The organism is Venenivibrio stagnispumantis (assembly GCF_900182795.1).
In the GTDB taxonomy this organism is placed as follows: domain Bacteria; phylum Aquificota; class Aquificia; order Aquificales; family Hydrogenothermaceae; genus Venenivibrio; species Venenivibrio stagnispumantis.
Genome location: NZ_FXTX01000002.1, coordinates 84,445 through 106,928, shown reverse-complemented (window position 1 = coordinate 106,928; position 22,484 = coordinate 84,445). Strand labels below are relative to the sequence as shown.

Sequence of the window (22,484 nt, the reverse complement as noted above, 5' to 3'; positions counted from 1 at the left end):
ATCCATAATCAATTTTGTATGATAGAAATTAATAAATTATCCATATATTTCTTTGTTTCATCAATTATATTTAATATATCATCAAGATTTTCAGGAGTTTTAAAATTTGATTTTTCAATAGTTTTCTGAATGATTTCAGGAATATCTATAAATTTTATTTTTCCTTCCAAAAACCAGCTAACAGCTATTTCATCTGCAACTGTTAAAACGATTGGATAAAATGAGCCTTTTTTACCTGCTTGTATAGCAATATCAAGTAAAGGAAATTTTTCTTTATCAGGATTTAAAAATTTTAAATTTCCAATTTTTGAAAAATCTAAATAATTATTATCTATTATCCATCTCTCAGGATAAGATATTGCATAAGATATAGGTATTCTCATATCAGGCACAGATAAATTTGCTATTACTGTCCCATCTATAAATTCAACCATTCCATGGATAATACTATCCGGATGAATAACTACATCTATCTTTTTATAAGGAATATCAAATAAATAATGGGCTTCTATTACTTCTAAGCCTTTATTCATAAGGGTTGCACTATCTATTGTTATTTTGTTTCCCATTTTCCATTTTGGATGGGAAAGGGCTTCTTGTATTGTTATATTTTCAAACTCTTTTATATCTTTGTATAAAAAAGGTCCGCCTGATGCTGTTAGAATTATTCTTTTTATATCTTCTTTCTTTCCAGTTTTTAATACCTGAAAAATAGCAGAATGCTCGCTATCTATAGGAAATATATATTTATATTTTTCTTTTAATATCTCTCCAAGGCAGATAATTGCTTCTTTATTTGCAGTTGCAAGATTTTTTCCGTTGTTTAATAAATAATATGTTGGCTTTATTCCGTTTATACCGGATACTGCATTTATATATAAATCAATCTCTAAATCACAAAGCTTTTTTAAGCCATCTTCACCGGTTAATAATTTTACATTGTTTAATTTTTGGTTTGGATTTTCTATATAAACATATTCAGGTTTTAGAATTTCTATTTGTTTAATCAATTTTTCGGAGATTTTGGAGGCTGAAATAGCTTTAACTTTTATCTTATCTTTATATTTTAATGCTATATCTACCGTTTGGGAACCTACTGAACCGGTTGAACCAAGTATTGCTATTGTTTTCAATATTACCTCTCAATAGCAGAAATTATATAACCAAGGAATTCATTATCTTCTCTTGCTCCTACAAATTCAACTTTATCATTTATAACTATTTTGGGAACTGCTGAAACATTGTATTTTAATGCTTCTTCCTGAAAAAGATAACAATCTATGGCAGTTGCTTTTATAAAATCATTAGCAAGGGCAAAGCTGTATGCTTTTTTAACTGCCGGCGGACACCAACCACAACTATTTGTAATAAATATTTTTATATCTACCGGTTTATCTATCTCTTCCAAAAACTCTAAAATCCTTTCTGATATATCATACTCATTCCTTGAAACCATAATAATACTATCTATAAATGTTTTAAATTCTCCTCCTACTGGAATACCTGCAAATCTTATTCCTGTTTCTTTCTCAGGCCAGTTTATTGCTATACATGGTGAATATTTTGTGTCAAAATCTTCTTTCAAAAAAGTTATTTTTTCGGATAAAGAAGCTATCTCTTCAAGTAATTTTTCTATCTTTAATGAGTTTTGGCTATTATCTGATTTTAAAACTAAATTAACCGGTTCTTTAAGCTGTAAAAACTCATTTTTTAACTGCTCTTTTATTTTTTCATCTATTATCATCTCTGCTCCTTATATATTTTTCTGCTATCTCTTTATCATCAAAATATATAATATTATCTCCTATTATTTGATAATTTTCATGTCCTTTACCGGCTATAACTACAATATCTCCTTCTTTTGCCATCTCTATACCGGTTTTTATTGCTTTTTCTCTGTCTGGCTGAATGATGATATTTTTTGATTTTATTCCTTTTTTTATATCTTCTATTATATCTAAAGGATTTTCTGACCTTGGATTGTCTGATGTTAATATTATTATGTCTGAATATCTTTCTGCAATCTCTCCCATAGGTGCTCTCTTTGTTTTATCCCTATCTCCACCGGCTCCAAATATTGTTATAACCCTATTTATATTTTTTAGCTTTCTGACTGTTTTTAACAAATTCTCTAATCCATCCGGCGTATGGGCATAATCTATAACAGCTATAAATCCTTTACCTTTAACTATTTCAAATCTTCCTTTTACCGGATTTAATTTAACAGCATTTTTTATTAAAAAATCTTTATCTACTCCTTCTTTTATTAGAAATGAGATTACAGCAGAAAGATTATAAACATTAAATTCACCGATTAATTTTGTTTTTACAATGCTTTTTTCTCCATTATAAATAAATTCAAACTCTGTCCCTTCTAAATCTTGTTTTATATCACCGATTTTAAAATCTGCATTTTCTTTTCCATAACTGATTATATTTAATCTATCTTTAAATTCTTGGTAAATTCTTTTTCCATAAAAATCATCTGTATTAATGGAAGCAGTCCGGTTATTATCAAGCATTTCAAATAATTTTCTTTTAGCCAAAAAATAATTTTCCATATCTTTATGATAATCAAGATGGTCTTGGGTTAGATTGGTAAATATTGCTCCGTGAAACTTTGTTGCATAAACTCTATCTTGGTCTAATGCATGGGAAGATATTTCTGCAACTACAACAGAGGCTCCTTTATCTTTCATTGTTTTAAGCAATTGTTGCCATTTTATATGGTCCGGCGTTGTCATACCTTCTGATAGTATCTCATTTCCAACTCTATGATTTATAGTTCCTATTATTCCTACTTTTTCTCCAAGTAGTTCGTAATATGTAGCAAGTAAATTTGAAGTTGTAGTTTTACCATTTGTTCCGGTAATACCGATTATTTTTAAATCTTTTGAAGGATTTTCAAAAAATTCAGAAGCAATAAAAGATAATGCTTTTTTTGTGTTATCAGATAAAAATATATTTATATCATTAAACTCTTTTTTTAATTTATCGGCTAACTGCCTATCTTCTAAAACAACTCCAATTACACCATTTTTTATAGCATCAAGGACAAAAGAATGCCCATCAAATTTAGTTCCTTTTATGGCAATAAATAATGTATTTTCTTTTATATCTTTTGAGTTTTGGGTAATATGTAATATCTCTTTATCATTCCCTTTATAAAAAAGCTCTACATAATTTAATATTTTTTCTATTTTCATGTATATAATTATATCATTAGATAGCATTGATTTTTCAGTTTTTTAAATATGCTATAATATCAATCTCATTATCCATTTAAGAGGTTTAGTTAATGCCTAATATTTTTGTAATTTTTTATCATAAAATAATTCCAAAATGGGGACATTCTAAGGCAGTATCTACATTTGATATAGAGATGAAAATAATAAAAAAATATTTTGATTGTATCACCTTAGATGATGTTTATGAATATCTCACAACAAATAAACAACCAAAAAGGAACTCCATAGTTATATCATTTGATGATGGTTTTGTAGATAATTTTGTATATGCATATCCTATACTAAAAAAGTATAATTTAAAAGCAACAATCTTTCCTATTACTTCAAGGATAATAAAAGAAGATTTTGTAAGACCAAGCTTGGAAGATTATTGGAACAATAAAATAAGTAAAAATCAGTTATATCAACCGCTTGGGATGGGTGAAGCACATAAAGAATTTCTTGAAAAAGGCAAAAGTTATGATTTTCTTACAGTTGCAGAACTAAATAAAATGAAAGATGTTTTTAATATAGAAGGTCATGCAAAAATTCATGCTAAGGTTTTTTATGAAGATAAAATTTTAGATTTTTATGATGGTAAAAATGGACATTGGAGTGCCCCTTATTCTTATTCAGAAAAAAATGATTTTTCATCTCTTGAATATCCGGTAGTTGGATATCCTATTTTTCCGGATAAAAATAATCTTGCAGTAAAAAGAGGCTTTTTGAAAAAAGAAATAAAGGATTTTATTAAAAATTTAGATAAATCTTTTTTCAATAAGAAAAATTGGAAAGAAAATTTAAGAAAAGAGCTTGAAAAAAATTTTAATTCATTTTTGTATTTTGAAACAGAAGAAGAAAGAATAAATCGGGTAAAAAATGAGCTAATAGAAGCAAAAAGAGAACTTGAAGAGATGATAGGGCAAAAGGTAAATCATATATCTTATCCATTTGGACATTATGATGATGTTCTTATTAATCTATCTTCCGAAATTTACCTTACCGGATATACTACCGAAAAAGATATAATAAGAAAAAATCAAAATTTTCACAAACTTCCAAGAATAGAAATCTCCAAGGATTTCATCTCATTTTTTACTAAAATAATTAAATATAGTTCCTTATTTTTATAAAAATTATATCAAATAATAACAAAAGATTGTATAATATTATATATGAAATCCTATAAAAGAGCATTAAGCATTAGGATAAGTGGAAAACAAAGAAAAGATAGAATTTTAAATCTTCAATATGAATTAGCACATTTTAGGAATCTCCTTATTATCTTTAACCAAATCTATTACAAAACTTATGGATATATCATTTTAAACGAAAGTTATTTATTTAATCTTTTATCAGATAAACCATATAGACCAAGAGATACAAAAGATGAAAATGGTAATATTAAAAAATCTAAAGAAGAAAAATTAAAAGAATATAATGGTATTTTACAAAATATTGAGAAAAATCAAGAATTAAAAGATTTTATAGTTAAATTAAAACAGCAAAAAGAAAAGGTAAAAAATGTTTATGCTGTTCAATCAGTAATAAGACAATATATCAAAGATTATAATAGTTATTTCAAATCTATAAAAAAATATGCAAAAAATCCAAGTAAATTCAGAGGAAAACCAAAACCACCGAAAGCAAAGAAATTAAAGGATATTGTATCTTTTACCGTTGAGTTAAATGCTAATAGTTTTGATATTATAGATGATAGATATTTATTAGTTAGATTAACATTTGATGATGAGAATTCAAGATATATAAAAGTTAAATTACCAGAATATATAGATGGAGAGAAGATAAAATCAATAAAAATAAAAACCATAGGAACTGATGCTTATATTGATGTAGTTTATACAAAAAAAATTGAGATAGAAAAAGCAGAACAAAAATATATTGCAGGAATAGATTTAGGATTAAATAATCTGATTACAATATTTAGCAATAATCCAAGTTTAAGAACTCTAATAATCAGTGGTAAAGAAATAAAATCGTTCAATCAATGGTTTAACAAAGAAAAAGCAAAAATACAATCAGAAATAGATTTACTGCAAAATCAAATAAATAAATTATCAAAAGATGATTTAAATACTGATGGTTTAAAACAAAAGAAAGGAGAATTAATAAATAAACAAAAACAACTATCAGCATTCAGAGAAAGATATTTAAATAATATTTTCCATCAAATAACAAAAAAGATAGCAGATTATCTATATGAAACAGGACACAAAAAAGTAATAATAGGAAATGGAGCAACGAATAGTAAAGATGGAATAGATTTAGGGAATAAAACAAATCAACATTTTGTAAGCATACCATTTAGAAAAATAATAGATATGCTAAAATATAAACTTGAAGAATATGGAATAGAAACAGAAGAAATATCAGAAGAATTTACAAGCAAAACATCACCATTTGCTAATCTGAATGAAGTTTTAGAAATTGGAGAAGAATATTTAAAGGTAAAAAGAGAACTAAATAATACCAATTTACCGGAAAAAGAATTAAATCAGTTAAAAGAAAAGGAAAAAGAATTAAGGGAACAATTAAATACTCTTTATCAAGGTAAAAGGATAAAAAGGGGATTATTTAAAGATTATATTACAAACAAAATATTTAATGCAGATGCAGTAGGAAGTTATAACATATTAAGAAAAGTGGCTATGCCACTAATAAATAACACTAAACTATTAATTGACAAGTTATCAAGACCAATTAAGTTAAAGATAAAAGATTTATTACAAGTATCCCGTGAGTTTGTAGTAGAAATGCTACAAATAACGGGTAGTAGGCAAAATCGGGTACTCTGCAAGATAGTAGAAGGATATAACTTTTTATAATCTTTTGATTATATTTGATTACCTTTTACTATCTATAAGAGTACCTCAACATTTCTATTAAATAAATTTTCAAGAAATTCAATAACACCAATAAAATCTTTCATATCTCCTCTATTTTCTTCAAACTCAACAATAAAATCAATATCACTATCTTTTTTTAACTCATTTCTTACTGCCGAGCCAAATATACCAATTCTTTTAACACCAAACTTTTTTAATTCCTCTTTATTTTTCTGTAAAATATTTAAAATTTCATTTTTTTTACTCATTTTTCTTTTCACTCAAAAATAAATATTAAACTTATAATATATCTTTCTTCTTGAAAAATCAAATAAATTTACATATTATGTAAAATTGGAAAATTTAAGGTAGGAGGAATATTGTTGAAATTTTATATAAGAACATTTGGATGTCAGATGAATGTTAATGATTCCGAAAAAATGGCAGGAATATTAAAAACCCTTGGTTATGAGCTGGCACAGGACTGGACAGAAGCAGATGTAATATTAGTAAATACATGCTCTGTAAGAGAAAAACCAGACCAAAAAGTATTATCAGCCCTTGGAGAATTTAAAAAAATAAAAAAACAAAACCCAAATGCAATAATTGGGGTTTGTGGATGTTTGGCACAAAGAGCCGGTTATGAAATTTTACAAAAAGCACCATTTATAGATATGGTATTTGGAACAACAAATATTCATCACTTACCAAAATTACTACAAGAAGCTAAAGAAGGAAATAAAGCAGTAGAAATACTTGAAGAGATAGATAGCTCAGAATTTGAATTAGACCAATATCCTACCGTTAGGGAAAATAAATATACTGCATTTGTAACTGTAATAAGAGGATGTGATAAAAAATGCACATATTGTATAGTTCCAACAACAAGAGGAAAAGAAAGAAGTAGAAGAATAGGAGATATTCTTAGAGAAATTCAATTCCTTGTAGAAGATGGAGTAAAAGAGATACATCTTATTGGTCAAAATGTTACCGCTTATGGAAAAGATTTAGGAGATGTTAAATTTTATGAGCTTTTATATGCAGTAGCGGATATAAAAGGAGTAGAAAGAATAAGATTTACAACGGGGCATCCAAGGGATTTAGATGAAGAAACAATAAAAGCAATGGCAGATATACCCCAAGTTTGTGAAGCCCTACATCTACCAATTCAAGCCGGTTCAGACAAAATACTTCAAGCAATGGACAGAGGTTATACACAAAAAGAGTATCTTCATAAAATAGAACTATTAAAAAAATATATACCGGATATAGCTTTATCTACAGATATTATAGTAGGTTTTCCGGGGGAAACTTATGAAGATTATCTTGAAACAATAAAAGTATTAAAAGAAGTAGAATATGACCAAGTATTTGCTTTTAAATACTCACCAAGACCTGGAACACCGGCAGCAGATATGCCTATGGCAGAAACTCCTGAAACATTATCAAAATGGTTAAATGATTTAATCAATATGCAAAAAGATATAACATTTAAGAAAAATCTGGCTTATGAAAATAAAGTTGTAGAAGTTCTTGTAGAAGAACAAAAAGAAGATGGACAGTATGTAGGAAGAACAAGAACAAATAAACTTGTCCATTTTTACGGAAGGGATAATTTATTAGGTGAGATAGTTGATGTAAAAATTGAAAAAGTTAATAGATTCAGTTTAGAAGGTGTATTAAACTAAAAGGAGGAAAAGCTATGGTTGAAATGGAAGTCCAAGGCATTACACTTGACCCTACAACAAATATGCCAATAGTAATACTAAAATCCAAAGAAGGTGCAAAAATATTACCAATCTGGATAGGAATTTTTGAAGCAAACTCAATAGCAACAGTTTTAGAAAATGTTCAAACACCAAGACCAATGACCTATGATTTAATGGTAAATCTTATTGATTCATTATCTGCAAAAGTAGATAGTATCAAAATTCACACTTTACAAGATAACACTTATTATGCTTCTGTAGTGATAATTGATAGAAATGGAACCAAAATTGAGATTGATTCAAGACCAAGTGATGCTATAAATGTAGCCCTCAGAACAGAATCACCTATTTATGTTTCGCAGCAACTTTTAGAAATAGATAATGAAGAGAAAATAGATGAAGAAGATATTAAGGAATGGCTTGAATCACTTAAACCGGAAGATTTTGAAAAAAATATAGAATTTTAAAATTTAATTACGATAGCACCCCAAGTTAAACCGCCGCCGAATGCGGTGAGGAGTATATAATCTCCTCTCTCAAACTTCCCTTCTTTATAAGCTTCATACATAGCAATCGGAATAGATGCAGCACTTGTATTTCCGTATTTATGTATGTTGCTATAAACTTTTTCTTGAGGAATTTCAAGTTTTTCTGCAAGGGCATTTATAATTCTTATATTAGCCTGATGAGGTATAACCAATTTTATATCTTCCTTTTTTATACCTGCTTTTGATAAAGCTTTATTACAAGCTACTTCCATATTTCTAACTGCAAGTTTGAAAGTTTCCCTTCCTTGCATTCTTAATTTTTCCCCAACCGGACAATGTAATAAATTCCAGTTTGAGCCATCTGATTTCATTACAGTTGATAATATATCACTTTCATCATTGCCTTTAGATAAAACAACTGCTCCTGCCCCATCTCCAAATAAAACTGCCGTTGTTCTATCTGACCAATCAATAATATGAGAGAAAACCTCTGTTCCAACAACTAAAACATTTTCTGCTTTTCCTGATTTAATAAATGTATCTCCAAGAGTCAATCCGTATATAAATCCACTACATGCTGCTGATATATCAAAAGCCATAGGTTTATTACAATCAAGTTTATCTGCTAAAAAACATGCTGTTGAAGGAAATGTCATATCCGGAGTTGAAGTTGCAACTATTACAACATCTATATCTTTTTCAGAGATACCTGCTTCTTGGATAGCTATTTTAGATGCATTAACTGCCAAATCACTTGCTTTTGTCCATTCTTCTGCAATTCTTCTTTCTTTTATACCTGTTCTGGTTGTTATCCATTCATCTGATGTATCAAGAAATTTTTCAAGGTCAAAATTAGTCAATACTCTTTCTGGAACATACATACCTATACCGGTTATCTTAGATTTAAACATTATTTGGTATCTCCTCTCTGTATCTTCTGAGCTCTTCCGGAATTAGATTTTGTATATTTTCTTTTAATTTTTCATTAAAATGATGGTCTACAAAATTCATTGCAGCTTTTAATGCATTCTTTATAGCTTTTTCATCTGCTCTTCCATGGGTTATTATTGTAGTTCCTTTTGTTCCAAGAAGAGGAGCTCCTCCGTATTCTGTAAAATCTGCTTTTCTTTTAAATCTTTTTAATGCAGGCATCATAAGCATTGCACCGAATTTTGATATAAAACTTTTTTCAACTTCTGCTTTTATCATCTCAAGGATTATCATCCCTAAGCTTTCACTTGTTTTTAATACAACATTACCGACAAAACCATCACAAACAATTACATCAAAATCTCCGGTAAATATATCCCTACCTTCTGCATTTCCTAAAAAATTTAGTTTTGTCATTTTAAGCAATGGATATGTATCTTTTACAAGTTCATTTCCTTTGCCTTCTTCTTCACCTATACTAAGTATTCCTATCTTTGGATTGTCAGATATATTTAAAATCTCTTTTGCATAAGTATATCCAAGAACTGCAAAATCTATAAGATGTCTTGGTCTGCAATCTACATTTGCACCTACATCTATTAAAACTGTTTTACTTCCTTTTTTGTTTGGAAATGCTACTGCTATTGCCGGTCTTTCTATTCCTTCCGTTGCTCCAATTATAAATTTACCGATGCTCATTGCAGCACCGGTATTACCTGCAGATACAAATCCAACAGCTTTTCCTGTTCTTACTAATTTTCCTGCTACATGCATAGAAGAATTTCTTTTTTTTCTGAGAGCTATAGAAGGAGGTTCATCCATTTCTATAACTTCATCTGCATGGACTATCTCTATTGGTAATCCTTCCCCGCCATACTTAATTAATTCTTTTTTTAATATATTTTCATCGCCTACTAAATAAACGCCGTGCTTTGTTTCTTTTGCAAATTCTATTGCACCTTTTACATTACAGAGAGGAGCATAATCTCCTCCCATTGCATCAAGAGCAATATACATTAAACTACCTGAATTACCTCTTTATTTTTGTAATATCCACAATGAGGACAAACTCTGTGAGGTAATTTTGGTTGATTGCATTCCGGACAAATAGACATTCCCGGCATTTTTAATTTTCTCATCCATTGGGCTTTTCTCATAGCTGTTTTAGCTTTAGATTTTTTCCTCTTTGGTACTGCCATTATAAAAAACCTCCTTTTTTCAAATTTAAGACAAACAATAATTATAACAGAAAATCAGGATTTTTTCAGAAGATTTTCTAACTTAGCAAAAGGAGATTCTTTTCTTCTTAATTTTATTTCGCAATCACAACTTTCAAAATTTTTATTTGCTCCACATACCGGACAAAGTCCTTTGCAATCCTCACTACATAAAACTTTCATAGGAGTATTTACAATAATTTCTTCTCTTATTAATTCATTTAGATTAAAATGTTCTTCATCTTCAAGATATTCTGTAAATAAATCTTCTTCATGAAGTTCTTGTTCTTTTGATGGTTTTTTAGTTAATATAATGCTTTCAGATACTGCAAATTTTGTTTTTGCCGGTTCTAAGCATCTTGCACATTCTACATTTATATAAGTATCAAAAGCAACTGAAACAATATAATCATCTTTATCTTTTACAAGATGTATTTTTACCTTTAATTTCTCATTTTCATCTATCATATATTCTTCTGGTAAATCCAGCTCTTTTAAAGGGATTTCAAACTCATATTCTCTAAAAGGCTCTTTTTTTAACTCTTCTTTAAGGTTTAGTATAATTGCTGTCAATTTAATCACCCCTTTTTAAAATTTTTAAGGTAGAGAATTTATGCAAAATTTTATTAAAAACAATTATAACATTTATGTTATAATTTTATTATGATTTTGAATGATAAAACAATAAGAAATCTTTTACATAAGAGAGAGTTAATAATTGAGCCAATTGATGAAGAGCTTCAGATTCAACCATCTTCTGTTGATTTAAGACTTGGTTATGATTTTCTTGTTTATCCGGATACAATTGATTTAATTGATGTGAAAGAGCCTTATTTCCATCAGCATATGCAAACTATTGAAGCAACAGATGAAGGTTTTATTATAAAACCAAAGCAGTTTATATTAGCTACAACAATAGAATATATTAAACTTCCTGATTATCTAACTGCTTTTGTAGAAGGTAGGTCTTCTCTTGGAAGGCTTGGATTGTTTATTGAAAATGCCGGATGGGTAGATGCTGGATTTGAAGGAAATATAACCCTTGAATTTTACAATGCTAATTCCAGACCTATAAAAATATATCCTCAAATGAGAATCTGTCAGCTTGTATTTGCACAAATGACAGAAAAAGCAGAGAGACCTTACAGAGGAAAATATCAAGGTCAAAGAGGAACTACTGCTTCAAAAATATTCTTAGATAAAAAATAAAATTATTTTTTCTTAATCTCAAAAATTGCTACATCCGGCAATGCTCCTATTCTAAGTGGAGCTGCACCGGTTCCAACTCCTCTACTTACAAAAATATAACTATTACCACCTTTTAAAAAGCCTGCATCTGTTATAAAGATTTTTCGTAGTATATATTTAACAGGGAAAATAACTCCACCATGGGTATGACCACACAAAGCAAGGTCAAATTTACCTATAATATTTTTATCAATTTTAGGCTGATGCTTTAAAAAAATTATAAATTTATCTTTATCCACTTTATTTAAAATCTCTAAATCATTATATTTTCTTAAAATGCCAAACCTTTCAGCTTCAATATCATCAACACCAACTATGGCTACATTGTAAGGAAGATAAATAAAACTATCTCTTAGCAATAAGAAACCTGATTTTTGTGTAAAATCAATAGCTTGCTCTACATCTGCATAATATTCATGATTTCCAAGAATTGCATATTTCCCAAGAGGAGGATTTATCTTTCTGAGAAGATTTATATAAGAAATTTTATTTTTAACATTTCCATCAACTAAATCACCGGTAGATATAACAATATCCGGCTTTTCCTTTTCATAAATCTCTATAATCTTTTTTATTTTATCTTCTCTCATAACTTGATTTAGATGTAAGTCAGAAATATGGAGTATTTTAAAATCTTTTTCAACTTTATCTGAATAGATAATAAATCTATAAACTTGAAGATTTAAAGTTTCATAATATCCATAAGCTGTTGATAAGATAGATAAAGCAAAAACAAAAATAAATCCTTTTTTAATAGATATATGGGGTAAAGGATTATGTCCTACAATTTTATGGATTATTTTTAACAAAAAATGATAAAAATCTATAAAAAAGTAATATATTCCAAACAAAATAACAAAACCCATATACCATAAAATAAAAAAAGATAAATAAAAATTATCAAATCCGGCTTTATCATAAAATCTATAAAAAACCGGCGATAAGGTCATTAATACAGGAAATATGTATATATATTTAGATTTAATATTTAGAAAATGCTTTATCTTATAAAAAAAATAAAAATTAATAAAAAAATATATCGTTAAAAAGATTATTATAAACAACATTTATCTCACCTTATCTTTTTTGAAAAACAATATATACTAATAATTGAATTTTCACAAATATAATTTAAATTTATAAAAAAGGAGAGGTATAATGATTAAAGGTTTGAGCTCAAAAGAAGCAGAAGAAAGATTAAAACAGTATGGATTTAATATAATAAAAGAAAAAAAAGAGATTTCAGATATAAAGCTTTATTTATCCCAATTTAAAAACCCTTTTATGATACTTCTAATATTTGCCACAATTTTAGCTTATTTTTTGGGAGATAAATTAGAATCTTTAATTATTTTATTTATTATCATAATTAGCACATTTTTAACATTCTGGCAAGAGCGTTCTGCAAATAAAGCAATACAAAAACTTCTTTCTATTGTTAAAGTATATGTAAATGTTATAAGAGATAATAAAGAAGTAGAAATTCCAATAGAGTATGTTGTTCCGGAAGACATCGTAGTTCTTAGAGCAGGAGATATTGTCCCTGCTGATGGAAAAATTATAGAAAGCAAAGATTTGTTTATAAATGAAGCACTTCTTACAGGAGAGCCATATCCTGTAGAAAAAAGAGAAAATGATAAAATCTTTATGGGAACTCATGTGGTTAGTGGCTATGGTTTAGCAGTTGTAGAAAAAACCGGTCAAAATACAGAATTTGGAAAATTAGCAAAAAAATTAAAATTAGGCAAAGAAGAAACCGAGTTTGAAAGAGGTTTAAGAAAATTTGGATACTTACTTGTTGATATTGCTATATTACTTGTTTTTGTAGTATTTGCAGTAAATATCTATTTTCACAGACCGTTTATTGATTCCTTATTATTTGCATTGTCTTTGGCAGTTGGATTATCTCCTTCTTTACTTCCGGCTGTAATAACATTAAATCTATCTTATGGTGCAAAGCATATTGCAAAAGCAGGTGCGATAGTAAAAAGACTTGTATCCATAGAAAATTTTGGAAGTATGAATGTTTTTTGTTCTGACAAAACCGGCACATTGACAGAAGGAGAAATGAAAATATACGGTTATAAAGATGCTTTAGATATGGATAATCCATTGATTGCAGAATATATATATGTCAATTCTTTTTTTGAAACCGGTTATAAAAATCCAATAGATGATGCAATAAGAAATAACTTAAAAGATGATATAGATATTACAAAATATAAAAAATTAGATGAAATTCCTTATGATTTTAATAGAAAAAGATTATCAATCTTAGTTAAAAAAGAAAATAAAAATATCCTTATAACAAAAGGAGCATTTCCGAATATTATCTCAATTTCAAAATATGTTTTTATAGATAACAATATTCAAGATATTGAAAATTATAAAGATTTAATTGAAAAAACTTTTGATGAATATAGTAAAAAAGGATTTAAAGTTATAGCAGTATCTTTTAAAGAAATTAATAAAGAGCAGATTTCTTTTGAAGATGAAAATGATATGGTATTTCTCGGGTTTTTGATATTATTTGACCCTCCGAAAAAAGATGCAAAAGAGCTAATACAAAAATTATCTGAAATAGGAGTTAAATTAAAAATTTTAACAGGAGATAATAGTTCTGTGTCAATATATATAGCAAACGAACTTAATTTATCTACAAAAATTCTGACAGGAAAAGAAATAGACAATCTATCAGAAGAGGCTCTCATAAAAGTTGTGCAAGATGTAGATATTTTTGCAGAACTAAATCCTTTGCAAAAAGAAAGGGTTATAACTTCATTAAGAAAAGCCGGAAATGTAGTAGGATATATGGGAGATGGAATAAACGATATTGCAGCCATGAGGTCAGCAGATGTTGCAATATCTGTAAATAATGCAGTAGATATAGCTAAAGAAACAGCAGAAATTGTGTTGTTAAAACCTGATTTAAATATTTTGATAAATGCTATTTTAGAAGGTAGAAAAACATTTATAAATACAATGAAATATCTATTTATGCAAACAAGCTCAAATTTTGGAAATATATTCTCGATGGCAGGAGCTTCTTTTATTATTCCTTTTTTACCTTTACTGCCAAAACAGGTTTTAACCCAGAACTTACTTACAGATATAGCTGTTATGTCTATTCCTTATGATAATGTTGATAAAGAATGGTTAAAAGAACCTAAAAGATGGAACTTGGAATTTATAAAACATTTTATGATAGTATTTGGATTAATTAGCTCTGTTTTTGATTATATAACATTTGGATTTTTACTTATTATTATTAAAGCATCTGAAGAAATTTTTAGGTCTGGCTGGTTTTTAGAAGGCATGTTAACACAGATTTTTGTTTTACTGGTTTTAAGAACAAGGAAAAATATATTTAGCTCACTACCAAGTAAATATCTTATTGCTTCCGTGTCTTTTATATTTTTGGCTACAATTTTTATACCTTATACAATAATTGGAAAAATTTTAGAGTTAAAACCTTTACCGTTAGATATATATTTAGGTGTTTCAGTGATTGTGTTAATTTATCTTTTGGTTGTTGAGATAACAAAACAGTATTTTTATAGAAAATATAGATTTTAAAGTAGTAAACTTTCTAAATTTGCTTTTGCTTTTATTAATGTTTCTTCATATTCTTTTTCCGGATTAGAATCGGCTACAATACCACTTCCTACATATATATATGCATTTTTATTTTGAAATATAATCTGCCTGATTGCTACACTCATCACAAAATCTAAATTTGGTCTAATCAAAAAAATAGCTCCACAATATATATGTCTTTTATAATCTTCAAGCTCATCTATTATCTGCATAGCTCTAAATTTAGGTGCTCCTGTAACTGAACCCGGTGGAAATGTTGAATATATAATATCTTTTAAAGTTATATCTTTTTTTAAATCACCTTCTACAACAGAACTCATCTGAAATAATGAATTATATTTTGTTATTTTAAATAGTTCTTTCACTTTTATATTATTTGCTATTCTTCCTAAATCATTTCTCATTAAATCTGTTATCATAAGATTTTCTGCTCTTTCTTTTTGGCTATTTTTTAATAAATTTTCAAGATATATATCTTCTTCCTTATTTTTACCCCTTTTTATTGTGCCTTTAATTGGCTCTGTTGTTATTTTGTTATTTTCTTTTTTTAAAAATAACTCCATTGAACCGGATATTATTGAAAAATCTTTATCTTTTATTAAAATAAGATATGGTGTTTTTTGAATATTTAGCAGATTTTTGAATGTATATAATTTGTCAAAATATCCATCTATCTTTATTCTATGGGTTAAATTTATTTGATAAATATCTCCATTTTCTATATATTTTTTCGCTTTCTCAACTTTTTTTATAAAATCTTCTTTTGTTGTTTGATATTCTATATTTTTTATAATATTTTTTCCGGTTTTTTCTAAATCTTGAATAATTTCATAATTTTTGTAAAAATTAATATAAATCTTTGGTATTTTTATGATATCTTTCTTTAATTTTTTTATTCCAAAAATTTCTTCTTTTAAATCATAGGAAAAAAAACTAACTGCATAAAGTTTATTCTTTTTTATAAATTTTTGTAGTAATAAAAGAAAATTATCTAAATTTTTTACTCTTTTATAAATTTTTATCTGGTATATAGGTTTATTAAAAATAATAAGTCCATTTTCCGGTAGCCAACTATTTTCGCTGTAAAGATATATCATTTATTGGTTATTAGCCTTCAACCTTTTCAAGTATATTCTCCGGAATATCAAAATTTGCATATACTTTTTGGACATCATCATTATCTTCAAGAGCATCTAAAAGTTTCATTAATTTTGTTGCTGTTTCTTCATCATTTATTTTTACAGTTGTTGTAGGTAATTTTGTAAGTTCTGCTTTTGCTATTTCTACACCTGCTTTTTCTAAATTTTCTTTTACAGTGTATAAATCTGTTGCGGATGTTCTTATTTCATAATAATCTTGGTCATCTGTTATTACATCTTCTGCACCGGCTTCTATTGCTTTCTCAAATATTTCATCTTCATTATATTTTGATTTATCTACATATATAACACCTTTATCTTCAAATAAGAATGATACACAGCCGGAAGCCCCAAGATTACCACCATATTTAGAGAATATATGTCTTATCTCTGCTGTTGTTCTATTTCTATTATCTGTCATTGCATCTACTATAATAGCTACACCTTCCGGACCATATCCTTCGTATCTTACTTCTTCATAAGTAACACCTTCAAGCTCACCGGTTCCTCTTTTAATTGCCCTTTCTATATTTTCAGAAGGCATATTTACTTCTTTTGCCTTTTCTATTGCCATTCTAAGTCTTGGATTTGCTTGTGGGTCTCCGCCACCTAATCTTGCTGCTACAGTAATCTCTTTTATAATCTTAGTAAATATCTTTCCTCTTTGTGCATCTGCTTTTGCTTTTTTATTTTTTATATTATGCCATCTACTATGACCTGCCATAAAAACCTCCAAAAAATTTGTGAATATATATTAAAGATTATAACATATTACCTATTTGATAATCTATCAAATTAAGATTAAGGTATTTAGCACAATAGATGATAAAATATAGATACAGGTAAAAGAGAGATAAATATGGGCTACAAAAAGATAAGTATTGCGACTTCTATAATTTTTCATCTATTACATGCAATACCCAATACTTGATATTTTTTTAATTTTGTTTTAAACTATTTTTAGCTTTTTAAAATTAGAAAGTCAAAGATAATATTCTAAGATTGGAGGAGTATGTTGGAAAACATGACTCATGTAATTATGGCTTTAATTATAGTTATAGCGGTTCCTATATTATTTAGTATATTGGCAAAAAGACCTGGTTTAGTTCCAACTCCGGTGCAAAATATTTTTGAAATTTATATTCAGTTTGTTGATAATATGCTTAAAGAAAATATGGGTGAAAAAGGAAGAAAATATTTTCCTCTTGTAGCCGGTATTGGTTTATTTGTATTCTTTGGTAATCTTATCGGAATGATACCTGGATTTGAATCTCCTACTGCAAATTTAAACACAACCATGGCATTAGCATTACTTGTATTTTTCTATTATAATTTCGAAGGAATTAGAGAAAACGGGCTTGGTTATTTTAAACATTTCTTAGGTCCTATTCCTGCTATGGCTCCTGTTTTTATTATAATAGAATTACTTAGCCATTTAAGTAGACCTATTACTTTGGCATTACGTTTATTTGCAAATATGACAGGTGGTGAGCTTATTAGTGTTGTTTTAATAATGCTTGTTCCTTTACTTGTTCCATTACCTGGTATGTTAATACACTTTATAGCTGTATTTTTACAAACTTATGTATTTATGGTATTAACAACTGTTTATATTGCCGGTGCTATAACCCACGTAGAACATTAATGGAGAGATAGAATGGTGAAAATATCAAAGATTTTAGTTAATGTAGATTTTACAACACCAACATTAAAAGCCTTAGAATATGCAAAAGATTTAGCTAATAAATATTCTGCCGAGCTGGTAGTTTTTTATGAAATGGAAGATGTATATATCTTGAAAAGAGCAAGTGTTGGCTTTGGAATGCCTGTTCCACCGGATTTGGAAGAAAAATCAAGAAAAACTGCCCAGTTGAAAATGCAAGAAGCAATGAAAAATTTTGAAGGTAAATATAAACCTATCGTAGATTGTTGTGGTAAAATGAAAGATAGATTGTTAAAAACAATAGAAGAAGAAAATCCAGATTTGGTAGTTATCACTTCAGAATGCCAAGACTTGATAGGCAAAATAAAACAGAATGTATTTTTGATTAAATAAATACTTTAAGGAGGTCGTTTTTATAATGGTAAAACTTTCAAAAGTTTTAATGGTGATGTTGGTAGCAGGTGCAGTTTCAGCAGCATTTGCAGCAGAAGGCAATGCTGACCCTATGGCAAGAGCCATATTTTATGGTGCATTAGCTATTGGTGCCGGTGTAGCTATTGGTGCGGCAGCTGGTGGTGGTGCAGCAGGTCTTGGTAATGCTATTAGAGGAGTTCTTGAAGGTATGGCAAGAAACCCAAATATGGGTGGAAAGCTTTTAACAACAATGTTTATTGGTATGGCATTAATAGAAACATTCGTTCTTTATGCTCTTTTAATAGCAATTATATTCATCTTTACAGGAATCTTTGATTCTAAAGCTGGATTCTAAGTTTAATCAATATTAAAAATTTCTTTTAATTGAAAGCGGCTTTATGCCGCTTAATTTATTTATAAGGAGGTATAAAAAATGGCAAATATGAAAGCTAAATCTCATCTTTCTAATAAAAAGAGGAAGAGAACATCAGGATTCTTAGCAAGAATGAAAACTAAATCCGGAAGAAAAATACTTGCAAGAAGAAGAGCTAAAGGTAGAAAAAGAATTGCAATCTCATAATGCAAACTATTAAAAAATCGGAAGATATAACAAAGGTATTAAAAGAAGGAAAGATAATAAATAAACCTTTTTTTAAGGTTTTTTATAGAAAAAATGATTTATCTTTTCCGAGATTTGCTTTTATAGCACCTAAGAAAGTTTTTAAAAAAGCTGTTCTTAGAAATAGGGCAAGAAGGCTTATGAGAGAAGCAGTTAGATTAAATTTTGATTTATTTAAAGATTTAAGTTATGATATTATTTTTATTGCAAGGTTTGATATTATCGGTCTAAAATTGCAAAATATTTTGCAAGATATTAAAGATATTCCTATATTATTACAAAATGAAAAAAATTTTAATTAGCTTAATAAAATTTTATCAGAAGTTTATATCTCCGGTGCTACCTTCAAGTTGTAGATATTATCCTTCTTGCTCTACGTATGCTATATTAGCAATAGAAAAATACGGAGTAATAAAAGGTAGCATTAAAGCTATATGGAGAATTTTGAGATGTAATCCTTTTTCAAAAGGTGGTGTAGATTATCCTTAAGAGGTGTTTAAGATGAATGAAAATCAAGATATGCAGAAAAGGATTTTAATATTTTTTGTAGTTGTTTCTGTTTTACTTATATCTTTTAGTTTTTTCTCCCAATATTTTCTACCCAAAGAACCAAAGAAAGAACAAAAAACCCAAAATATTGAGCAAAAACAGATTATTAATCCTGTTGGTAATATTGATTTAATTTTAAATAATGAAAGAGCTACCTCTGATAATCTGAAAGATATTGTTAAGATAAATACAAATTATGGGTATATAGAATTTTCTAAAATAGGTGGTAGAGTTGTTTCTAATTACTGGGATAAATATAAGATAGATTTAGTTTCTGATTTATCAAAGCAAAACAGAATATTTTTAGGTGAGATTATAAGTAATAATCCTTTGATAACAAAATTACTTAATTTTTCTAAGTATGAGTTTAAACAGGATGGCAATAAATTAATATTTAGTTTAAATACAGATTCTATTAAATTAGAAAAAATTTATACAATAAATGAAGATGGAACAATATCTTTTTCTTTAAAAAGCTCCGGCTTGGAAAATCAATCTTTACTGCTACTTTCCGGTATTTCTATCCAAAGTAATTATAGCTTTGGACATTCGGGAGCAATTATAAAAACAGATAAAGAACTTATAAAAATAGATAAAGATTTTTCCGGTGAAAAGATTATAACAGACAAAATTTTATGGGCTGGTGAAGAAAATAAATATTTCTTACAGATGTTTGCAATAAAAAATGGCTCTAATCAAGCAGTTATAAAATCTATCTCAAAAGATAATACTGTCGTTCTTCAAGCTATTCCATCAAATATTGAAGGATTTGGATATGTTGGGCCAAAATTATATTCATTGCTTGGTAAAATAACTGAAGAATATTTATCAAAATGGAATGTAGATTTAGATTTAAGAGCTTCTATTGATTTTGGATTTTTCGGAATAGTTGGAAAGCCTTTATTCTTATTACTGCACTTTTTCTATAGTTATATACCAAACTGGGGAGTAGCAATAATTATATTAACTATATTGATTAGATTGTTATTCTTCCCATTAAATCACAAAAGTTTAAAAGCTATGAAAAAAATGGCAGATTTGGCTCCTGAGATAGAAAAATTAAAGAAAAAGTATGCAAAAGACCCTCAAAAACTTCAAGAAGAAATTATGAGATTATATGCTGAGGCAGGAGCAAATCCTATGAGCGGATGTCTTCCTATATTGGTTCAAATTCCTGTATTTATAGCTTTGTATAATGTATTAATGGTAACAGTTGAACTAAAAAATGCTCCTTTTATGTTATGGATACAGGATTTATCTGAAAAAGACCCTTATTATATACTTCCTATTTTGATGGGATTATCTATGGTAGCTCAGCAATGGATAACTCCTTCTTCAGATAAAAATCAAAAAATGATAATGTATATAATGGCAGGTGTATTTACATTTATGTTTATGAATTTTCCATCAGGACTTGTTTTATACTGGCTTGTGAATAATTTATTAGGTATATTACAAAGTTTCATTATTAACAAAACTATGAAAAAATGATAAAAGACACAATTGTAGCCAATGCAACACCACTAATCCCTTCCGGTGTATCTATCATAAGGATTAGTGGTGAAAAGGCTTTAGAAATAGGTAAAAAGATTTTTGCAACTCCTTCCCAAATCCAAGAAAGAAAAGTATACTTTGGAAAAGTTTTAAATAGGAAAGGAGAAATTATTGATGAAGGGCTTTTTATTTTTTTTAAAGCTCCGAGAAGTTTTACCGGTGAAGATGTTGTTGAGATACATACCCATGGAAGTGTGCCGGTTGTTAGAAGGGTTATAGAAGAAGCTATTTATTTTGGTGCAAGATTAGCCCAGCCAGGGGAATTTACAAAAAGAGCATTTTTAAATGGAAAAATAGATTTAACTCAGGCAGAAGCAATAGCAGAGTTAATATCAGCAAAAACAGAGAAAGCATCAAAAATTGCTTTAAATATATTAGAAGGAAAATTATCTCAAAAGATAAATTATTTAAGAGAAAAATTGATTGAATTAATATCTTTAATTGAAGCAGAGATTAATTTTCCGGAAGATGTAGAAGAAATAGATATAAAAATCATACAATCTAATCTTTTAGAAGTTATCAATCAAATAAATAAGCTTATAGAGAGTTATAATAAAGGAAGAATAATAAAAGAAGGAATAAAACTTGCAATTGTTGGAAGACCAAATGTAGGTAAATCTTCTCTTTTTAATGCCTTAATTGGATATGAAAGGGCTATAGTGTCTCAGTATGAGGGAACAACAAGAGATTTTATAGAAGAAAGGGCAGTTATTCAGGGTATTCCTATTATATTACTTGATACTGCCGGTATAAGAGAAAGTTCAGATTATGTTGAAAAAATAGGTATCCAAAAAGCAAAAGAAAAGATTGAAGAAGCAGATATAATTTTATTTGTTTTTGATTTATCAAAAGGATTTACAGAAGAAGATAAAAAGCTATATGAAGAGATAAAAGACAAATCTCCAATTATAGTTGGAAACAAACTTGATATAGCAAAAAATCTTGACGAATTTAAAAATGATAGTATAATATTAGTTAGCAGTAAAACATCTGAAGGTCTAAAAAAACTTGAAGAAGCAATTTTAAATAAACTATCAATTTCCGAAGAAAAAGAAGAAGAAATTTTTATAAATGTAAGACATCTAAATGCTTTAACCCAAGCAAAATCTGTTTTAGAAAATGTATTAAAAAATTTAGAGATTTTACAAAACCAAAAAGAGATATTAATGCTTGATTTACAAGAATCTTTAAGATATTTAGAAGAAATAGTAGGAGTTATCACAACAGAAGAAATTTTAGGGAATATTTTTTATAGCTTCTGTATAGGAAAATAAAGGAGGAACA

Annotated in this window: 25 protein-coding genes; 14 read left to right on the top strand and 11 right to left on the bottom strand. The window is 27.9% G+C overall.

Annotated elements, in window-relative coordinates:
* Window positions 1–8: 8 nt before the first annotated feature.
* The 3 genes from dxr to QOR43_RS01565 are packed head-to-tail and all read right to left on the bottom strand — an operon-like array spanning window position 9 to window position 3,206.
* Complete coding sequence (gene dxr, locus QOR43_RS01575; protein ID WP_265133396.1) at window positions 9–1,133, bottom strand: 1-deoxy-D-xylulose-5-phosphate reductoisomerase; 1,125 nt, start codon at window positions 1,131–1,133, stop codon at window positions 9–11.
* Window positions 1,134–1,135: 2 nt separating this feature from the next.
* Window positions 1,136–1,744: a thioredoxin family protein gene (locus QOR43_RS01570; RefSeq protein ID WP_265133397.1), complete on the bottom strand. Its 609-nt coding sequence runs from the start codon at window positions 1,742–1,744 to the stop codon at window positions 1,136–1,138.
* A complete protein-coding gene (locus QOR43_RS01565; RefSeq protein ID WP_265133398.1) occupies window positions 1,731–3,206 on the bottom strand; it encodes a UDP-N-acetylmuramoyl-L-alanyl-D-glutamate--2,6-diaminopimelate ligase in 1,476 nt (491 codons plus the stop codon). Before QOR43_RS01565 ends, QOR43_RS01570 begins: the two co-directional genes overlap by 14 nt.
* A gap of 92 nt (window positions 3,207–3,298) precedes the next feature.
* Between QOR43_RS01565 and QOR43_RS01560 the strand changes: the two genes are divergently transcribed.
* Complete coding sequence (locus tag QOR43_RS01560) at window positions 3,299–4,360, top strand: polysaccharide deacetylase family protein (RefSeq protein WP_265133399.1); 1,062 nt, start codon at window positions 3,299–3,301, stop codon at window positions 4,358–4,360.
* A 42-nt stretch (window positions 4,361–4,402) separates the two neighbouring features.
* On the top strand, window positions 4,403–6,073 hold the full coding sequence (locus QOR43_RS01555) for an IS200/IS605 family accessory protein TnpB-related protein (RefSeq protein WP_265133400.1): 1,671 nt from the start codon (window positions 4,403–4,405) through the stop codon (window positions 6,071–6,073).
* Between the two features lie 32 nt (window positions 6,074–6,105).
* On the opposite strand, the gene QOR43_RS01550 is transcribed toward QOR43_RS01555, so the two are convergent.
* Entirely contained in the window at window positions 6,106–6,342 is a 237-nt protein-coding gene (locus QOR43_RS01550; protein WP_265133401.1) for a nucleotidyltransferase family protein, read from the bottom strand.
* A 114-nt stretch (window positions 6,343–6,456) separates the two neighbouring features.
* Between QOR43_RS01550 and miaB the strand changes: the two genes are divergently transcribed.
* A complete protein-coding gene (miaB, locus tag QOR43_RS01545) occupies window positions 6,457–7,761 on the top strand; it encodes a tRNA (N6-isopentenyl adenosine(37)-C2)-methylthiotransferase MiaB (RefSeq protein ID WP_265133402.1) in 1,305 nt (434 codons plus the stop codon).
* 14 nt (window positions 7,762–7,775) lie between these two features.
* Window positions 7,776–8,249 carry a bifunctional nuclease family protein gene (locus QOR43_RS01540; RefSeq protein WP_265133403.1) on the top strand — a complete coding sequence of 158 codons (474 nt, stop codon included), beginning with the start codon at window positions 7,776–7,778 and terminating at the stop codon, window positions 8,247–8,249.
* On the opposite strand, the gene QOR43_RS01535 is transcribed toward QOR43_RS01540, so the two are convergent.
* The 4 genes from QOR43_RS01535 to QOR43_RS01520 are packed head-to-tail and all read right to left on the bottom strand — an operon-like array spanning window position 8,246 to window position 10,990.
* Window positions 8,246–9,181 (bottom strand): beta-ketoacyl-ACP synthase III, encoded by a 936-nt coding sequence (locus tag QOR43_RS01535; protein WP_265133404.1) that lies wholly within the window; start codon window positions 9,179–9,181, stop codon window positions 8,246–8,248. The two genes, QOR43_RS01540 and QOR43_RS01535, sit on opposite strands and share 4 nt — an antisense overlap.
* Window positions 9,174–10,217, bottom strand: a complete 1,044-nt coding sequence (gene plsX, locus QOR43_RS01530) for a phosphate acyltransferase PlsX (RefSeq protein ID WP_265133405.1) — start codon at window positions 10,215–10,217, stop codon at window positions 9,174–9,176. The genes QOR43_RS01535 and plsX overlap by 8 nt, the downstream gene beginning before the upstream one ends.
* A complete protein-coding gene (gene rpmF, locus QOR43_RS01525) occupies window positions 10,217–10,399 on the bottom strand; it encodes a 50S ribosomal protein L32 (RefSeq protein WP_265133406.1) in 183 nt (60 codons plus the stop codon). Before rpmF ends, plsX begins: the two co-directional genes overlap by 1 nt.
* A 54-nt stretch (window positions 10,400–10,453) precedes the next feature.
* Window positions 10,454–10,990 carry a YceD family protein gene (locus QOR43_RS01520; RefSeq protein ID WP_265133408.1) on the bottom strand — a complete coding sequence of 179 codons (537 nt, stop codon included), beginning with the start codon at window positions 10,988–10,990 and terminating at the stop codon, window positions 10,454–10,456.
* A 90-nt stretch (window positions 10,991–11,080) separates the two neighbouring features.
* On the opposite strand from QOR43_RS01520, the gene dcd reads away from it, so the two are divergent.
* Window positions 11,081–11,626 carry a dCTP deaminase gene (dcd, locus tag QOR43_RS01515; RefSeq protein WP_265133409.1) on the top strand — a complete coding sequence of 182 codons (546 nt, stop codon included), beginning with the start codon at window positions 11,081–11,083 and terminating at the stop codon, window positions 11,624–11,626.
* A gap of 2 nt (window positions 11,627–11,628) precedes the next feature.
* On the opposite strand, the gene QOR43_RS01510 is transcribed toward dcd, so the two are convergent.
* On the bottom strand, window positions 11,629–12,615 hold the full coding sequence (locus QOR43_RS01510; protein ID WP_283571403.1) for a metallophosphoesterase: 987 nt from the start codon (window positions 12,613–12,615) through the stop codon (window positions 11,629–11,631).
* 208 nt (window positions 12,616–12,823) lie between these two features.
* Here QOR43_RS01510 and mgtA point away from each other — a divergent pair, with 208 nt between their 5' ends.
* Entirely contained in the window at window positions 12,824–15,241 is a 2,418-nt protein-coding gene (gene mgtA / locus QOR43_RS01505) for a magnesium-translocating P-type ATPase (protein WP_265133412.1), read from the top strand.
* Here mgtA and QOR43_RS01500 read toward each other — a convergent pair.
* Window positions 15,238–16,359: an anthranilate synthase component I family protein gene (locus QOR43_RS01500; RefSeq protein ID WP_265133413.1), complete on the bottom strand. Its 1,122-nt coding sequence runs from the start codon at window positions 16,357–16,359 to the stop codon at window positions 15,238–15,240. The genes mgtA and QOR43_RS01500 overlap by 4 nt on opposite strands.
* A 10-nt stretch (window positions 16,360–16,369) precedes the next feature.
* The gene (locus QOR43_RS01495) at window positions 16,370–17,125 is read right to left on the bottom strand and encodes a YebC/PmpR family DNA-binding transcriptional regulator (protein WP_265133414.1); all 756 of its coding nucleotides are present in this window, start codon (window positions 17,123–17,125) and stop codon (window positions 16,370–16,372) included.
* 300 nt (window positions 17,126–17,425) lie between these two features.
* On the opposite strand from QOR43_RS01495, the gene atpB reads away from it, so the two are divergent.
* The 8 genes from atpB to mnmE all read left to right on the top strand — a co-directional run bounded on the left by atpB (window position 17,426) and on the right by mnmE (window position 22,474).
* Complete coding sequence (atpB, locus tag QOR43_RS01490) at window positions 17,426–18,046, top strand: F0F1 ATP synthase subunit A (RefSeq protein ID WP_283571406.1); 621 nt, start codon at window positions 17,426–17,428, stop codon at window positions 18,044–18,046.
* Window positions 18,047–18,058: 12 nt separating this feature from the next.
* Window positions 18,059–18,457, top strand: coding sequence for a universal stress protein (locus tag QOR43_RS01485; RefSeq protein ID WP_265133416.1), 399 nt, complete (start codon window positions 18,059–18,061; stop codon window positions 18,455–18,457).
* Window positions 18,458–18,482: 25 nt separating this feature from the next.
* Window positions 18,483–18,833 (top strand): ATP synthase F0 subunit C, encoded by a 351-nt coding sequence (locus QOR43_RS01480; RefSeq protein WP_265133417.1) that lies wholly within the window; start codon window positions 18,483–18,485, stop codon window positions 18,831–18,833.
* 78 nt (window positions 18,834–18,911) lie between these two features.
* Window positions 18,912–19,058, top strand: a complete 147-nt coding sequence (rpmH, locus tag QOR43_RS01475; RefSeq protein ID WP_460174007.1) for a 50S ribosomal protein L34 — start codon at window positions 18,912–18,914, stop codon at window positions 19,056–19,058.
* Window positions 19,058–19,399: a ribonuclease P protein component gene (gene rnpA / locus QOR43_RS01470; protein WP_265133418.1), complete on the top strand. Its 342-nt coding sequence runs from the start codon at window positions 19,058–19,060 to the stop codon at window positions 19,397–19,399. The genes rpmH and rnpA overlap by 1 nt, the downstream gene beginning before the upstream one ends.
* Complete coding sequence (gene yidD, locus QOR43_RS01465) at window positions 19,380–19,586, top strand: membrane protein insertion efficiency factor YidD (protein ID WP_265133419.1); 207 nt, start codon at window positions 19,380–19,382, stop codon at window positions 19,584–19,586. The genes rnpA and yidD overlap by 20 nt, the downstream gene beginning before the upstream one ends.
* A 12-nt stretch (window positions 19,587–19,598) precedes the next feature.
* Complete coding sequence (gene yidC, locus QOR43_RS01460) at window positions 19,599–21,137, top strand: membrane protein insertase YidC (protein WP_265133420.1); 1,539 nt, start codon at window positions 19,599–19,601, stop codon at window positions 21,135–21,137.
* Entirely contained in the window at window positions 21,134–22,474 is a 1,341-nt protein-coding gene (gene mnmE, locus QOR43_RS01455; protein WP_265133421.1) for a tRNA uridine-5-carboxymethylaminomethyl(34) synthesis GTPase MnmE, read from the top strand. Before yidC ends, mnmE begins: the two co-directional genes overlap by 4 nt.
* The last annotated feature ends 10 nt before the right edge of the window (window positions 22,475–22,484 follow it).

What these genes read in the sequence shown, in the direction of transcription:
- atpB (WP_283571406.1), top strand. Translation starts at nt 17,426, where the DNA reads ATGACTCATGTAATTATGGCTTTAATTATAGTTATAGCGGTTCCTATA.
- mgtA (WP_265133412.1), top strand. Translation starts at nt 12,824, where the DNA reads ATGATTAAAGGTTTGAGCTCAAAAGAAGCAGAAGAAAGATTAAAACAG.
- yidC (WP_265133420.1), top strand. Translation starts at nt 19,599, where the DNA reads ATGAATGAAAATCAAGATATGCAGAAAAGGATTTTAATATTTTTTGTA.
- QOR43_RS01510 (WP_283571403.1), bottom strand. Translation starts at nt 12,615, where the DNA reads ATGACCTTATCGCCGGTTTTTTATAGATTTTATGATAAAGCCGGATTT.
- QOR43_RS01565 (WP_265133398.1), bottom strand. Translation starts at nt 3,206, where the DNA reads ATGAAAATAGAAAAAATATTAAATTATGTAGAGCTTTTTTATAAAGGG.
- QOR43_RS01560 (WP_265133399.1), top strand. Translation starts at nt 3,299, where the DNA reads ATGCCTAATATTTTTGTAATTTTTTATCATAAAATAATTCCAAAATGG.
- yidD (WP_265133419.1), top strand. Translation starts at nt 19,380, where the DNA reads ATGAAAAAAATTTTAATTAGCTTAATAAAATTTTATCAGAAGTTTATA.
- QOR43_RS01535 (WP_265133404.1), bottom strand. Translation starts at nt 9,181, where the DNA reads ATGTTTAAATCTAAGATAACCGGTATAGGTATGTATGTTCCAGAAAGA.
- dcd (WP_265133409.1), top strand. Translation starts at nt 11,081, where the DNA reads ATGATTTTGAATGATAAAACAATAAGAAATCTTTTACATAAGAGAGAG.
- QOR43_RS01500 (WP_265133413.1), bottom strand. Translation starts at nt 16,359, where the DNA reads ATGATATATCTTTACAGCGAAAATAGTTGGCTACCGGAAAATGGACTT.
- QOR43_RS01550 (WP_265133401.1), bottom strand. Translation starts at nt 6,342, where the DNA reads ATGAGTAAAAAAAATGAAATTTTAAATATTTTACAGAAAAATAAAGAG.
- rpmH (WP_460174007.1), top strand. Translation starts at nt 18,912, where the DNA reads ATGGCAAATATGAAAGCTAAATCTCATCTTTCTAATAAAAAGAGGAAG.
- QOR43_RS01480 (WP_265133417.1), top strand. Translation starts at nt 18,483, where the DNA reads ATGGTAAAACTTTCAAAAGTTTTAATGGTGATGTTGGTAGCAGGTGCA.
- rnpA (WP_265133418.1), top strand. Translation starts at nt 19,058, where the DNA reads ATGCAAACTATTAAAAAATCGGAAGATATAACAAAGGTATTAAAAGAA.
- QOR43_RS01540 (WP_265133403.1), top strand. Translation starts at nt 7,776, where the DNA reads ATGGTTGAAATGGAAGTCCAAGGCATTACACTTGACCCTACAACAAAT.
- QOR43_RS01485 (WP_265133416.1), top strand. Translation starts at nt 18,059, where the DNA reads ATGGTGAAAATATCAAAGATTTTAGTTAATGTAGATTTTACAACACCA.
- QOR43_RS01555 (WP_265133400.1), top strand. Translation starts at nt 4,403, where the DNA reads ATGAAATCCTATAAAAGAGCATTAAGCATTAGGATAAGTGGAAAACAA.
- mnmE (WP_265133421.1), top strand. Translation starts at nt 21,134, where the DNA reads ATGATAAAAGACACAATTGTAGCCAATGCAACACCACTAATCCCTTCC.
- rpmF (WP_265133406.1), bottom strand. Translation starts at nt 10,399, where the DNA reads ATGGCAGTACCAAAGAGGAAAAAATCTAAAGCTAAAACAGCTATGAGA.
- QOR43_RS01570 (WP_265133397.1), bottom strand. Translation starts at nt 1,744, where the DNA reads ATGATAATAGATGAAAAAATAAAAGAGCAGTTAAAAAATGAGTTTTTA.
- QOR43_RS01495 (WP_265133414.1), bottom strand. Translation starts at nt 17,125, where the DNA reads ATGGCAGGTCATAGTAGATGGCATAATATAAAAAATAAAAAAGCAAAA.
- plsX (WP_265133405.1), bottom strand. Translation starts at nt 10,217, where the DNA reads ATGTATATTGCTCTTGATGCAATGGGAGGAGATTATGCTCCTCTCTGT.